Below are 13,770 nucleotides of genomic sequence, written 5' to 3' on the forward strand. Positions count from 1 at the left end.
ATTGCCCATTATTACAGATAATTCAACACCATTTTTTGTAATATTTTGACTACTTTTATCAAATCTCTTTTCGAAATTTAAGTTTTGCTTCATACTAGTTTTTGTGACAAAATCCCTCATGAAAGTCGTGAATGAAAGATGTTATTACAAATGATTGAAAAAAAGCGCGAAGTTTTGCTTTGTCTTGGGAAAACCTACGGATTGACAGCAGAAGTCACCGTGAAATGCAGCCAGGAACTAGATCATTTGCTGAATCTCCTTTCCCGAATGAAGGGTCGCCCAAAACAGTATATCGAGCAATAACCAGCGCAATAACACAGAACGTAAAACTGCATAACGCAGAAAACGGCGGGGAAGTCTCCCGCCGTTTTTGAATTCTATTAATTTTGAAGAATGTTCTCAATATTCTCGAGAGTCTCAGAGGAGAGTTTAATGCCGGAGGCCTTCACGGTTTCCTCCAGCTGATCCGGAGAGCTCGCTCCTACGATCGCGCTTGAAACATTCTCCTGCCGTAAGATCCAGGCAAGGGCAAGCTGTGCAACAGAGATACCGGTTTCTGCCGCAACCCCTTTTAACTGTTCTACTTTCTGAAGCTTCTCGTCTGTCAGATGGCGGGATATAGCCTTTTTACTGTTCTCATCTGCTGCGCGGCTTCCCTTCGGAGCTTCTTCTCCTATTTTGTACTTACCTGTTAGCACCCCCTGTGCCAACGGTGACCATACGACTTGGCCGATTCCGTGTTTCTCGCTGACAGGGATCACTTCTTTTTCAATATAGCGTTCAAACATATTATATTGAGGCTGACTGACAACAATTCGATCCAATAATTTTTTGTCCGCAAGGTGGACCGCTTCAGAAATTTGTTCTGCAGTCCATTCACTTACTCCCGCATACAAAACCTTTCCATGCCTGATCAGATCATCGATGGCCCGCAATGTTTCTTCGAGCGGCGTTTCTTTGTCATAACGGTGACAATAGAAGATATCAACATAATCCAGACCGAGCCGCTGCAGACTGGCATTGCACTGCTCGATGACATGTTTGCGGGAAAGCCCTCTATCGTTCGGACCTTCTCCCATCGGCCAAAAGGCTTTTGTTGCGAGAACATAGGAATCTCTCTGGTAATCTTTCAATACCCCTCCCACAACCTTCTCAGCTTCTCCGCGCATATAGACGTTGGCGGTGTCGAAAAAGTTAATGCCGAGGTCAAACGCTTTATTTATGCTGGCCTCCGCGTTTTCTTTCTCCACATAGCCAGCCGTTGTCAGCCAGCTGCCGAGTGAAATCTCGCTTACCTTCAATCCAGTTTTTCCAAGTCGGCGATATTCCATGAAAAATTCCACCTTTCCTTCAATAAATAGGTACGATACAAGTTTAACAGTTTTCTGAAAATTATAAAGAATTACAGCAAGTAAAACCTCACACCCCAGTCATGCCCTGAGTTCATCAGGTAAATAATTCAATGGTTGGAGGGATATAGAACTATTTCGAAATAATTATGTAATCGTTTTGTTACCTTACTCTAACCTGCCTGTCATACACACCCTGTACAATTGCAATTGGCTATGAAGGAAAACATATCCTTTTTAACTAAAACTTTTCGTACTTGAGGAGGTACTACATATGATTAAAAAAGTAATTGCAACAGGAGCGATCGCTGGAGTAATGATGAGTTCTCCACTAGTAGGGGAAGCCGCGTTAGGGGACCATACATTAAAACAGGGCATGTGGGATAAAGACGTGCATCAATTGCAGCAAAAACTCAAAGATAAGGGATATTTTCATTACACTGAAACAACAGGTTTTTATGGAGATATTACAGCGGCTTCCGTGAAAGATTTCCAAAAGAGAAACGGATTAAAAGTAGATGGAATAGCAGGAAAAAGAACTGCTGAGGCACTTCTTCAGTCCTCTTTAGGAAAATCAAATATACTAAAGCAAGGCAATAAAGGCTATGCAGTTTCAGGATTGCAAAGTGAATTAAAAGACCAAGGATTCTATAACTATACTGTGGATGGCATTTATGGTCCGGTTACTGTGAATGCAGTAAAAGCTTTCCAAAAAGCAAAAGGCATCGCTGTTGACGGATTAACGGGTCCTCAAACCATTAAAGCTCTTTATGGTGAAAATGGCGTTCGTGTGAGAACAGAAGTTGAATCTTCTGCTCCAGCACAAAAAGCCTCAGCACCAGTAAAGGCTGCTTCTACTGATCAGAAACAAGGAAAAACAGTATCTGTTGAAGCAACAGCCTACACCGCTGATTGCGATGGATGCAGCGGCGTAACAGCAAACGGTACAAATCTTAAAGCGAATCCAGACGTAAAAGTCATCGCTGTTGACCCGGATGTTATTCCGTTAAACTCTCAAGTGTATGTAGAAGGCTATGGCTATGCAGTAGCTGCTGACAAAGGCGGCGCCATTCAAGGAAACAGAATCGATGTCTTCTATTCTTCTAAACAAAAAGCAACCGAATGGGGACGCAAGAACGTTAAAGTTACCATCCTGGATAAATAATCTTTGCATTTTAAGAAAAGAGGCGGACATGTGCCGTCTCTTTTTTTGTTTGGGCTGCGAACGTTGTTAGTGCGGATTATTCTATGAACTGCTGCTTCAGCTTTTTTGCGTTGTCACAATATCTTTATATGTTTTTCGGCAAATATCTTTTATAATAGTACAGTATTTGACTAATTAGTGAACAGGCTGGTGAATGTATGTTTCTTTGGATTGCGATTATTATGGGAATGGTAGAAGGATTAACAGAGTTTCTACCTGTTTCCTCCACCGGACATTTAATTATTACCGGGCATTTTCTCGGGTTTACAGGGGACAAAGCGAAAACGTTTGAAATTGTTATACAGCTCGGTTCCATCCTAGCTGTTGTGGTTCTATATTGGAAAAGACTGTGGAGCCTTCTCGGTGTAGGCAAGGTGGAGACAGAAAACGGCCAAAAAGGCCATTTGAATTTACTCCACATTTTTGCGGGCATGCTGCCGGCTGTTGTGTTCGGGCTTCTCGCTCATGATGCTGTAAAAAAATATTTATTCTCTACAAGTACGGTTGTATTCAGCTTAATTGCCGGCGGTCTGCTGATGATTTATGCGGAAAAGAAGAAGAAGAAAATTACGGCAGCTACCCTTGATCAAATTACGTATAAACAAGCATTTATCATTGGGCTGTTTCAATGTCTTGCACTTTGGCCCGGCTTCTCCCGTTCGGGCGCGACCATTTCTGGCGGTGTGCTGCTCGGCTTAAGCCACAGAACAGCTGCAGATTTCACATTTATTCTTGCAGTCCCAATTATGATTGCTGCAAGCGGTCTTGATCTGTATAAAAGCTGGGATGTGCTTAGCGGAGCTGATCTTCCATTCTTTGCAGCAGGATTCATCACGGCCTTTATTGTCGCGGTCGTTGCTATTCTGTTCTTTATCCGCTTGATTGCAAAAGTAAAACTTACTCCATTTGCCTATTATCGTTTTATACTTGCCGCAGTTTTAGCTGCGATCATTTGGCTTTAATTTTCAATTTCAGATAAAAGATGGCGTTTTTCGCCGTCTTTTTTTGTTGGAGGTTTTTCACCGTTTTTGTAGAATATATTAGAAAAATGGAAAATAAAGGTGGAAATAAAATTGGATATCCTTCAGCAAACAGAACGCATGAAACGTAATATAGCGTCAGTATTAGTCGGAAAAGAAAAAATTGTCGACTTGATCATGATTGCACTTATTAATAAAGGACATATTCTTTTAGAAGACGTGCCAGGCACCGGGAAGACGGTGCTGGCTAAAAGTGTGGCCAAGTCCATCAGCGGCGGATTCAGACGGATTCAGTTTACGGCTGATGTCCTTCCCAGTGATATAACGGGGATTAAATTTTTCAACCCGAAAGAACAGGATTTCGAGCTTCGCGTCGGACCGGTAATGACGAACATACTGCTGGCTGATGAGATTAACAGAGCTACACCAAGGGCACAGTCCAGCCTGCTTGAAATAATGGAGGAGAAGCAAGTTACCATTGAAGGGGAAACAACCAAGCTTCCCTCTCCTTTTATTGTCATCGCTACCCAGAATCCGATTGAATCTCAAGGTACCTTTCCCCTTCCGGAAGCACAGCTTGACCGTTTTTTCATTCAAATACAGACCGGATACCCTTCATTTGAAGAAGAAAAGAGGATGATCTCTCTGTATCGAAAGCAGGAACCTCTCGATCTGCTTGAAGCCGTCTTCTCTCTGGAGGATTTACATAGAATGCAAGACATAGTAAAGGAAGTGGAACTATCGGACGATGTTGAGAACTATTTGCTGTCCATTGTTCATGCGACAAGAGAATCAGGATTTGCTGAAGCTGGCGTCAGCCCGCGGGGAACGCTTGCCTTTATGCGTGCATCTCAGGGCCATGCTCTGATTCATGGACGGATGTACGTCACACCGGATGACATAAAACTGATGGCCCCTTATGTTCTGTCCCACCGTCTGGTCCTCTCGCTTGAAGGAACGCTGAGAAAAACAAAGCATCAGGTCATTCAGGAGATCTTGAAATCCGTTGAAGTCCCGGTCGAGTCAGGTGCTGGGTCATGAGTGTCTGGCGGAAAGAGCTTGCCGTACCCAAGCTTCTTCAGGCCTCGTTAAGTGCCGGCGGAGTTTTAGCTGCCATCAGTTTTTATAAAAAATCACCTGCTGTATTAGCGCTTGCTTGCTTATTCGGAGCCGTATACTATCTCAGCCGCCTTTATTTCCGGTCTGCTGCTGATCAACTTGTTTTTCAAAACCCGCGAAGGAGCATCCGGCTTTTTCCGGGCGATACAGACAGCCTGCCTCTTACCCTTTCCTATGAAGGCAGCTGGCCGCAGATCCGTGGAACGATGACCTTTACCGCTTCCGATGCCATTGATGTTGATAACGCAGTACTTACGCATGAAAAGAAAAATTTAAAGCAAAAGGATTATGAGTGGCAATTTGCTGTCCCTAAAAAGTCACGGCTGGAGCAGGAGCTTATAGTTACAGGAAAAAAACGGGGGGCCGTGAAGCTGAACCGTATTGAACTCAGCATCCGGAATGTCATGGGATATGGTCTCCTCCTCCTGGCCTTTGATCCCATCTACCGAACGGAAGTGATAGTATTTCCTGCTCCTCTCCCAGTGATCGGTATCAAGCCGCTGCTGCAGTTCGGCCAGGGTTTCCATCCTTTTTCACGGTCATTGTTTGAAGATCCGGCTTCTCCTGCAGGTGTAAGAGACTATGAAAGGAGTGATCCTTATAACAGGATCCATTGGAAAGCAACAGCAGCTTCAGCTTCACTCAAGACGAAAGTTGTAGAGAAAACAACAGAATACAAATGGGCCTTTATCGTCAATGTTGGGTCATCCTCCTATGGGACCTCCCCTTTTCAGAGTGAGACAATGGAAAACCAGCTCAGTTATTTAACCTTTATGTGCCAGCATGCTTCTTCAGCCGGTATTCCGTATGAAATCTTTATGAATATCCGTGTTCCCGGTGCTGTTGGTTTTCTTAAAGTGGAAAAAGGAGAGGACCGTGCTCATCTGTTAAAAGTACTCGAAACACTTGCCCGTATCAGTGTTTCAAGTGTAACCTTGCCCCTCATTGAGCTGCTTGCAAAATCAGACCGCGAAATTTCAAGCACGGTTCCTGTGGTTATACTGGCAGGCAACCTTGATGAAGATGACAGGCAAGAGCTGTACTTTCAAAAGTGGCAGAAGCACGGGAGCCCTGTCTATCGGATTATAGAACAAGAAGAAGGGGCTTATCTTTCAAAATGGTCTGCAAGGAGAGCCATCTCATGAAAAACAAAGGGAAGCTTCTCACCTTTTCTCTTAATTACTCGTTTGACAGTCTGCTTCTTTATTTAATCGTAATCATCCTGCTGCCTTTCAGTCTTATCCTGTTTTTAAGGTTTTTTGCTCTTTATATTCTTGGCTGCTTACCATTTGTTTTGCTTTTTACCTTTTCGAAAAAGATGAGCGTGGGTAAAATCATCCTTCTCAGCCCTATTGCTTTTGGAATTGCTTATCTTTTTGGGTTTGGCGCCGCCTTTTCTTTCCTTCTCGCAGGGATCATAGCCTGGCGAGCATGGGCTAACTGGTCTGAGCCCATTAAGCAAGACATGGAAGTGATCTGGATTGTCTCTTTTGTACTGGCATTCTTTCAGTATATTTTCTTTCCGAACATTCCTGAGGCTTTGCTCCTCATTCCGACAGTACAGCTTGCCTATCTTATCCTGCTTAAAAGCTATCATCGAAATTTGAATGATGGGAAACCTTGTTTTCAGAACACAAAGCAAGGAATATTATCGTTATCGGTGCTGCTATCTTCAGCAGTTGCTGCATACCTTGCTTTCCCTTTCTTTTCCTTCTTGTTCAAAAATTTGATGGGTCTACTACTCTATGCTGTATTTAAGATTTTAAGCAAACCTCTATTCTTTCTTTACAGCCTTCTTCCCATTTCTGATGGCGGCAAAAGGAGAGCTGAAGCCTTTGCTGGATCATTTAAAGGAAGCAAAAAAGTGAAAGGACTGCCTCACGTATCACCTTTTCACAACCAATGGATATTGTGGATCATCTGTGCAGTCATCCTGCTCGCCCTCTTAATCTATTTCAGAAGAAGGATTCTATCAACATTGGGTCAGACGATATCCTCACAAAGTATTCAGCCCATTATGCCCGGCGAAAAGCCTGCTCTTAAAAGGCGCCGTTTTTGGAAAACACCGGCCGATGAGGCGAGAAAAGTTTATATCCAATTTGAAAAACGCATGACAAAACTAGGGGGCGGCCGTGCCTATGACGAATCCGTTACTGAATGGCTGCATCGTCTCGATCTGCCGAAAACAGCGATTGAGATCGTATCAACGTCTTATAATAAGGTCCGGTATGGAGGCCTTTCACTTGATTCGGACGAGCTGGATTTCTTTAAAAAAGAAACACGAAGCCTTACAGGAGAGTTCAAGAAACGGAATAGAGAAGAAAGGACCTGATGTTTCCCCCTCGAATAGAATAAAAAAACATCACATTCAGAAGCGGTTCTGAGTGTGATGTTTTTGCTAATGAATAGCTGGCCGTGTTCAGCCAACTGGTTTCCATCATAATATACGAAGCAGGCATACCATCCTGCAGCAGCTGTTTCATCCTTTTCATAGAGGGATCAATGTGCTTGAAATAGTTGAGATAAGATGCACATAGATAATTTAATCCTGGCTCATGAAACCAAAAATCTATTTATACTAAGCCCTCTTTAATATTTCCTAACCCATATTCAGGATAGACAAAATGATCACAGGCAAACAACTCACCTGTGTGTTCCATTGCTGCTGCCTGACCGCACTTTTCTGAAAAAATACAAATGGATGAAGGGATTCCAATCCACAAAGCCAGTGCCCATTCAAAGTTCATGACATATACCGAGCCTACATCATGCTCCACCCACTCATTGAATATTTGAATGAGAAACTCCCCATACATTTCGTTATACCACTGCCAGGCAGTATTCTCTGTTAAATAAAAAAAGCTAGGCTCAACGCCTAACTCCATCCATGCTATGTTTGAGTTAATATGTCTTTTTTGAGCAAACTGTACATCACTAAATCTTGAAATTCACCATCAACACATTGATAGTCTCTGAGGCACCCTTCTTCGTGAAAACCAAATTTTGATACAAGTATTGCAGAGCCATGGTTGTCGGGATGAATAAGTGCTCCAATCCGGTTTAGTTTCATGTGTTGAAAGGCGAAAGGAAGTATGGAGCCGAGTACTTCTTTCATAACACCTTTGCGCCATTTGCTTTTTCGTATTTCATATCCTATTTCTGTCCTGAACTTCTTTTTTGCCCAGTTGTGGTATCCGCATGTTCCGATCAGCCGGTTTCCTTCCCTTTCCGCAATTCCCCAGCGGATCGTCATCTGATCCCTATAACCTTTTTGAAAGTCACAGATTAAGGATTTGGTTTGCTCTATAGAAGTAAACGGAGCAGTACCCCAAAATTTTACAACCTCAGGATCAGAATATACTTCATGCAGGTCGGCTGCATCCTCTTCTTCAATGTTTCGAAGAATAAAACGCTTTGTTTCTAATTGCGGAAACTCAGAGTAGATCTCTTCCATTCTTTTTAAGTCCCCTTTATGGCAAACAGCTGATTGGAGCAGTATTCAATAATGTCACTCCTGCGGACAATGCCGATAAATACTCCCTGATCATCCACCACAGGAACAAAGTTTTGGGTGGCAATTAAAGACAAGAGATCTTCCATCTCAGCATTAATATAGACGGACTTGATGACCCGGTCTTTTTGGATGCCGGAGATGGAAAAACGATGGCTCGTTTCAAACGTCAACCCTGGCGTATTTTTAATCGTCCAAAGCAAATCGCCTTCTGTCAGTGTTTCAGAATACCTTCCTTTTTCATCCAGCACAGGAACAGCCGTATATCGATGATGTTCCAGTTTTTCAAGTGCCTGCCTGATCGTTGAGGTAGACTTTAAAAAAGCCACTTCTTCTTTAGGCAAAAGAAAAAAAGCAATGTTCACAGTACCTTCCTCCTCGTTCTATTCGCATTCTTATCTTTCTTTTATCAAGGGTTCAACCGCTAGGCTTTCCCAAAGATAATACGTAATGTAAGTGTTCCATGGCGCCCAGTCTTCAGCCAGCTTTCTTACATCCTCTTCAGTCGGCTGATAGTCAAGATCCCATGCTTTACGCACACCATTTCTTAAACCGATATCAGCTGCCGGAAGAACATTGGTACGCCCCATTGCAAAAATAAGGAGACATTCAATCGTCCAGCGGCCAATTCCCCTGATGGGCAGCAGCGTATTCATTACTTCTTCATCTGTCATGGACCAAAGGGAATCAGTATCTAATGCTCCAGAAGTGATCAACCTTGAAAAATCTATAATATACTCCGCTTTCCTCTGACTGAACTGGAGCTCCCTCAGCTGTTCAACATTCAGTGAAGCCACTTTTTCCGGAGTTGGAAAAACGGAGAACATTTCTCCTTCATGTTCAATGTGTTCACCGGCAAGAACAATCAAACGGTCGATCAAGACACCGGCAAACGTTAGATTCACCTGCTGGCCAATTATAATCTTAACCATGGATTCAAAAAGGTCGGGATCGGTAACAAGACGCACACCGAAAAAGTCCGAGATGAGCGGCGTAATCTGTCTATGGTCCGAAAATTGGCTATAGAATTGTTTAATATCAATCTCCGTGGAAAACATGCGTTTTACCATAACAGCCAGCTCATCCTGCTCCCTTGTGGAAAGCCCATCGGGGTGCTCCAGCATAAGCTCCGGATTGTCAATGCTGCCCGCTGCTTTTACCTGAATAAGTATCGGTTTATTTCTAAGGTGAATCATTCTTTTATAGGTTTGATTGTCCATGTCCACATGCACGATATTATTTTTTCCTGCACTGCTCACCCGCCGAAGCATCTTAGAGAAATCAAAGGGTGAGGCAGGCCTAATTACTTTTAACATATTTTCTCCTTTTTACTTCATAGTTTGTAAAAAAACACATAACGATGTATGCGCTCTCATCATCTTTATTATCCCCTCTCATCCTCAAACTTTCCAGTCTAAATTTATGGGCCTTGCCTGAAAAATAAAAAAAAGCCGGCATGGGCTGCCAGCTTTATGCATCGCGCGATTTTTCCTTTTTTCCTTGCAGGTGCGGATTTTCCTCCAGGCTGTCCACCGTATGTTTATAGGAATATCCCTTTGATATCGCAACAACAAAAATAACAAGGATGAACAAAATGATGATGACAGACATAACAATTGAAATAAGAAGAGTCGACACGTGTACAGCTCCTTTATTTATTATTCCTTATTTTAACATAGGCAAGCAACCTGCTACACTCTGCCTTTATACAGATTGTAATCATCTATACTGTTAAAACAACCCAGTCTGTCACCGATGACCAATCCAAAATCAATATATGCATTGTTTTTGGCGGTTATTATATTTTTATCTTCAACGACCGGCCGGTTGACAGCTCTTCCTGTCAGCCAGTCCTTGGCTCTTCTATGCTCCTCTTCAAGAACAGAGGCCGTAAAATTTTTGTTGATCAATACTCCTGCTTTTCCAGCCAGAAGCACACCCGTGCCTATGGCAGCTATGCGTACACCATCTCTATCAAAGGCTTTGATCAGTCTGATCAGCCGGGGATCAGATTGGCTTCCGGCTTGCGTGCCTCCTGGGATCAGCAGCAAATCATATTCAAGAGGATTAATATTCTTCAGTTTAATAGACGGCTGCATCGTAAGGCCGCATTCACTTGTAACTGCCCCATGCGGCAATGAGAAGGTTAAGACTTCATAAAATCGGCTGACAATAGACAGCGCCACCATAATCTCTACTTCTCGAAACTGGGGATAGAGATAGACAAGTACTCTCTTTTTTTTCACGCCCTCACCCATTCTTCCTGGTACTATTTGCATACCTATCTTTGTCGAACATTGTTTGTTTTCAATTGTATCAGTACAAAAGGAGGATGTGTATTGGGAAAATCAGTGGTTAACCTATGAAAATATCCAAGTGTTTATCTATACATTTTCCCAATTCGTTCCTTCGATGAATAATATTGGATCACAAAAAAGCAAAGCCTAATTGGGCTTCGCTCAGAGTTACAAGATTAGTTTTTCATACCGGCAGATGCAATTCCCTGTACGTAGTATTTTTGAAAGAACACGAAGATGATCAGCAGCGGAATGGTCGCCATTGTAAGAGCAGCCATGACATGGCCATACTTCACAGGAGGCTGATGGAAAAAGAACTGCATGCCGACTTGAAGCGGCCTTACACTCTCATCAGTTGTCGCAATGAGCGGCCACATGAAGTCTCCCCAATGTGTAATAAATGTAAGGAGAGCCACTGTAATAAAAACAGGCTTTGATAGCGGAATGACGATCTGGAAAAAGATTCGAAGCGTAGAAGCACCATCCATTCGTGCAGACTCTTCCAATTCTTTCGGCAAGTTTAAAAAGAACTGCCTAAACATGAAAATATTAAACGCATTTGCAATAAAGGGAACGATCAGCGCCTGGTAAGTATTCAGCCAATCTAACTCATCGATGATTAAATACAAGGGAAGGAGGATACTCTCAAACGGGATTATAATTAACGCGACCACGGCTGCAAACAAAAAGTCCCTTCCTTTAAACTCCATTCTCGCAAACGCATAAGCAGCCAGAGAGTTTACAAACAAACCTAGAAGAACAATAACCGAAACGTACAATGTGCTCGTCAGCAAATATCTGATGAATGGAATCCGTTCAAAGACCCCGGTATAGTTGTCCAATGAAAAAGTATAAGGAACAAAGGCTTTAAATGATTTCAGATCCGCGAAAATCTGCGCTTCCGATTTAAAGGAAGAGACAATCATCCAGATGAGCGGAAATAAAAAAAGAAGGGCCAGCAAAGTAAGGGCGACATACAATCCTATTAATTTAAATAAACGGTTCTTTTTCATAACTCTCCTCCTATTCTGTAGATTCTTTAATAAACTTTCGCTGCAGAATGGAAATGACTAGCACGATCACAAAGAAAAGAATTGCGATGGCTGATGAATAGCCAACATCCCTAAACTTAAAGCCTGTTTCATATACCATATAAACGAGCGTTTTCGTAGAATCCAAAGGGCCTCCCTGCGTCATGACAAAAGGCTGGATAAAGAGTTTGGTAGCAGCAATCATCGTTACAATCGCAATAAATACCAGGATGTTCCGAATGCCGGGAATGGTGATGTTGATGAGCTTTTGCCAAGCGTTCGCCCCATCAATGGATGCTGCTTCATAGAGATGGTCCGGAATTTCCTGAAGGCCTGCAAGAAAGATCATCATCTGATATCCGGCCCCCTGCCAAATACTCATAAAAATAATGGAATACATCGCCTGGTCTTTGTCTGTAAGAAACTGAAACGGGCCGAGTCCCACGATATTTAAGATGGAATTCGCCAATCCGTTGTCCGGATTATATATGAATGTCCAGAGGATGGAGACGATAACCATTGAAGTGACAACAGGAGCAAAAAAAGCCATCCTGAAAAATTTGATGCCTCTTACCTTTTGGTTCACTAGAAGGGCCAGTGCCAAAGCGACAAGGGTTTGTACGGGGACAACGATTACGACAAAAAGAGCGGTATTTCCCAAGGATTTTAAAAAGATATCGTCCTCCGCCAGCCGCTTGTAGTTTTCCATTCCTACAAATTTCATCTTTTCAGGGGTCAGCAAATAATAGTTTGTAAAGCTATAGTACAGTGCCAAAATGGCCGGCAGTATGAGAAAGACAAACAGCAGAATCATCGCCGGGCCAACGAACCCATAGCTGGCAAACAAATTCTTTCTTTTCCTTTGCTTCGGGCTTACCGTAGGTAATGGGCGATCGACGTTTGTTTTTTGTGTAGCGGGTTCCATCCTGTTTCTCCTTTCTGCAAAAAAGTACAGGAAAAGGAGTGAATCCATCACTCCTTTTCCGTCTTATTTTTTGAATCGTTCCAGTTCTCTGTCAGTATCCTTCGCTGCTTTATCAAGTTCTTTTTTTACATCCTGCCCCAAGGCAGCCGCTTGAAAAGCTTCAGCAAATTTAGCGGTTAAGACCGGATAGGCAGGTGTTGCCGGACGGGCTTTTGCTGTGTTCAGCACCTGGTCCTTAATGATCTTTTTAGGGAGCTTATCGTATTCAGGCAGCTCTTTAAACGCGGATTCGCGTGCCGGCGGCATTCCGGTTATCTTGGAAATTTCTACAACAGAATCCTTATTGCTCATCCACTTTACAACCTCAGCTGCTTCCTTCGGCTGTTTGGACTGGCTGGACACACCAAATGCCCAAGATCCGGAAGGTGAGGTTTTCTTTTTGCTGTAAGGGAAATAGGTCATTCCCCAATCCAGATTTTTATACTCCTCAAAGCCAGGAATCAGCCACACACCTCCAAGCATCATGGCCGCCTTTCCTTCTTCAAAATCCGTCGGCCCGTTGGAAACGCTCACAACTTTTGACTTAAACAAATCTTTGACATAGTTCATTGCCTCTACCGATTTCGGGCCATTGACATAGCCGTCAGCTTTAGTGCGGTCTTCATTGAGCAAGAGGCCGCCGTTGGACCACACAAATACGGAACCCATGTAAGTGAGCCATTCCCCGACGCCATTATCCATATGCATCGTGAGCCCGCGGACGTTGTTTTTAGTCAGTTTTTTCGAGGCGTCCATGAACTGGTCCCATGTCCATGCCTTGTCTAATGATTCCGGAGCGTTAATTCCGGCTTCTTTCAGCAACTTTTTGTTATAGAAGACCACAATGGATGATTCCATTGCTCCAAGTGCGTATAGTTTGCCGTCATATGTACCTTGCTGGATGATGGATTTGGCAAAATCCTGCTTGTCCTTTTTCGCTACGTAATCATCAATGGGAGCCAGGATCCCTGTTGCTGCATAGTTCCCGACAAAAGGCCCGTCCATATCAAGAACATCCGGCAGCCCGTTCGAGGTTGCAGCAGCATTGATTTTATCTTCATAGGCGTGGCCTGCACCGCTTGGAATGATATCGAGCTTAACATGAATTTTTCCTTTATGAGCTTTATTGAATTCCTCAATACGTTTTTTATAAAAGTCGACTTCTTTCGGCTGTCCCTGATGCGCCCACATTTTCAGCTGCACTTCTCCATTTTTCTCTGTTCCTGACGCTCCTTGGTTGTCATTGGAACAGGCTGACATGGATAAAGCCAATACAAGACAAAAAAGCAGCAACAATCCCTTTTTCATCGGTTTT

At 43.2% G+C, this 13,770-nt stretch carries 16 protein-coding genes; 6 read left to right on the top strand and 10 right to left on the bottom strand.

What is annotated here, in order from left to right:
- The first annotated feature begins 150 nt into the window (after positions 1-150).
- Positions 151-303, top strand: coding sequence for an aspartyl-phosphate phosphatase Spo0E family protein (locus M1K46_RS14820; RefSeq protein WP_231689152.1), 153 nt, complete (start codon positions 151-153; stop codon positions 301-303).
- A gap of 77 nt (positions 304-380) precedes the next feature.
- Here M1K46_RS14820 and M1K46_RS14825 read toward each other — a convergent pair whose 3' ends face one another.
- Positions 381-1,331 carry an aldo/keto reductase family protein gene (locus M1K46_RS14825; protein WP_053355445.1) on the bottom strand — a complete coding sequence of 317 codons (951 nt, stop codon included), beginning with the start codon at positions 1,329-1,331 and terminating at the stop codon, positions 381-383.
- A gap of 292 nt (positions 1,332-1,623) precedes the next feature.
- On the opposite strand from M1K46_RS14825, the gene M1K46_RS14830 reads away from it, so the two are divergent.
- The 5 genes from M1K46_RS14830 to M1K46_RS14850 all read left to right on the top strand — a co-directional run bounded on the left by M1K46_RS14830 (position 1,624) and on the right by M1K46_RS14850 (position 6,984).
- Positions 1,624-2,514: a peptidoglycan-binding protein gene (locus tag M1K46_RS14830; protein WP_053355446.1), complete on the top strand. Its 891-nt coding sequence runs from the start codon at positions 1,624-1,626 to the stop codon at positions 2,512-2,514.
- 197 nt (positions 2,515-2,711) lie between these two features.
- Positions 2,712-3,515 carry an undecaprenyl-diphosphate phosphatase gene (gene bacA, locus M1K46_RS14835; protein ID WP_256226570.1) on the top strand — a complete coding sequence of 268 codons (804 nt, stop codon included), beginning with the start codon at positions 2,712-2,714 and terminating at the stop codon, positions 3,513-3,515.
- Positions 3,516-3,653: 138 nt separating this feature from the next.
- Positions 3,654-4,574, top strand: a complete 921-nt coding sequence (locus M1K46_RS14840) for an AAA family ATPase (RefSeq protein WP_256226775.1) — start codon at positions 3,654-3,656, stop codon at positions 4,572-4,574.
- A complete protein-coding gene (locus tag M1K46_RS14845) occupies positions 4,571-5,797 on the top strand; it encodes a DUF58 domain-containing protein (protein ID WP_256226571.1) in 1,227 nt (408 codons plus the stop codon). Before M1K46_RS14840 ends, M1K46_RS14845 begins: the two co-directional genes overlap by 4 nt.
- Entirely contained in the window at positions 5,794-6,984 is a 1,191-nt protein-coding gene (locus tag M1K46_RS14850; RefSeq protein WP_256226573.1) for a DUF4129 domain-containing protein, read from the top strand. Before M1K46_RS14845 ends, M1K46_RS14850 begins: the two co-directional genes overlap by 4 nt.
- 241 nt (positions 6,985-7,225) lie before the next feature.
- Here M1K46_RS14850 and M1K46_RS14855 read toward each other — a convergent pair whose 3' ends face one another.
- The 9 genes from M1K46_RS14855 to M1K46_RS14895 all read right to left on the bottom strand — a co-directional run bounded on the left by M1K46_RS14855 (position 7,226) and on the right by M1K46_RS14895 (position 13,763).
- Positions 7,226-7,468, bottom strand: coding sequence for a hypothetical protein (locus tag M1K46_RS14855; RefSeq protein WP_256226575.1), 243 nt, complete (start codon positions 7,466-7,468; stop codon positions 7,226-7,228).
- 74 nt (positions 7,469-7,542) lie between these two features.
- The gene (locus M1K46_RS14860) at positions 7,543-8,106 is read right to left on the bottom strand and encodes a GNAT family N-acetyltransferase (RefSeq protein WP_082316012.1); all 564 of its coding nucleotides are present in this window, start codon (positions 8,104-8,106) and stop codon (positions 7,543-7,545) included.
- Positions 8,107-8,111: 5 nt separating this feature from the next.
- Positions 8,112-8,528, bottom strand: coding sequence for a CBS domain-containing protein (locus tag M1K46_RS14865; protein WP_053355450.1), 417 nt, complete (start codon positions 8,526-8,528; stop codon positions 8,112-8,114).
- Positions 8,529-8,558: 30 nt separating this feature from the next.
- A complete protein-coding gene (locus tag M1K46_RS14870; protein WP_062236409.1) occupies positions 8,559-9,479 on the bottom strand; it encodes a DNA-3-methyladenine glycosylase family protein in 921 nt (306 codons plus the stop codon).
- Between the two features lie 154 nt (positions 9,480-9,633).
- Positions 9,634-9,801, bottom strand: a complete 168-nt coding sequence (gene ytzI, locus M1K46_RS14875) for a YtzI protein (RefSeq protein WP_256226579.1) — start codon at positions 9,799-9,801, stop codon at positions 9,634-9,636.
- A gap of 53 nt (positions 9,802-9,854) precedes the next feature.
- Complete coding sequence (locus M1K46_RS14880) at positions 9,855-10,409, bottom strand: DJ-1/PfpI family protein (protein WP_197275474.1); 555 nt, start codon at positions 10,407-10,409, stop codon at positions 9,855-9,857.
- 227 nt (positions 10,410-10,636) lie between these two features.
- Positions 10,637-11,473, bottom strand: coding sequence for a carbohydrate ABC transporter permease (locus M1K46_RS14885; RefSeq protein ID WP_062236422.1), 837 nt, complete (start codon positions 11,471-11,473; stop codon positions 10,637-10,639).
- Positions 11,474-11,483: 10 nt separating this feature from the next.
- Entirely contained in the window at positions 11,484-12,416 is a 933-nt protein-coding gene (locus M1K46_RS14890; RefSeq protein ID WP_082683487.1) for a carbohydrate ABC transporter permease, read from the bottom strand.
- 63 nt (positions 12,417-12,479) lie between these two features.
- A complete protein-coding gene (locus tag M1K46_RS14895) occupies positions 12,480-13,763 on the bottom strand; it encodes an ABC transporter substrate-binding protein (RefSeq protein ID WP_062236423.1) in 1,284 nt (427 codons plus the stop codon).
- Positions 13,764-13,770 lie beyond the last annotated feature (7 nt).

Origin of the sequence: Fictibacillus sp. WQ 8-8 (assembly GCF_024494405.1) — a bacterium.
In the GTDB taxonomy this organism is placed as follows: Bacteria; Bacillota; Bacilli; order Bacillales; family Fictibacillaceae; genus Fictibacillus_C; species Fictibacillus_C marinisediminis.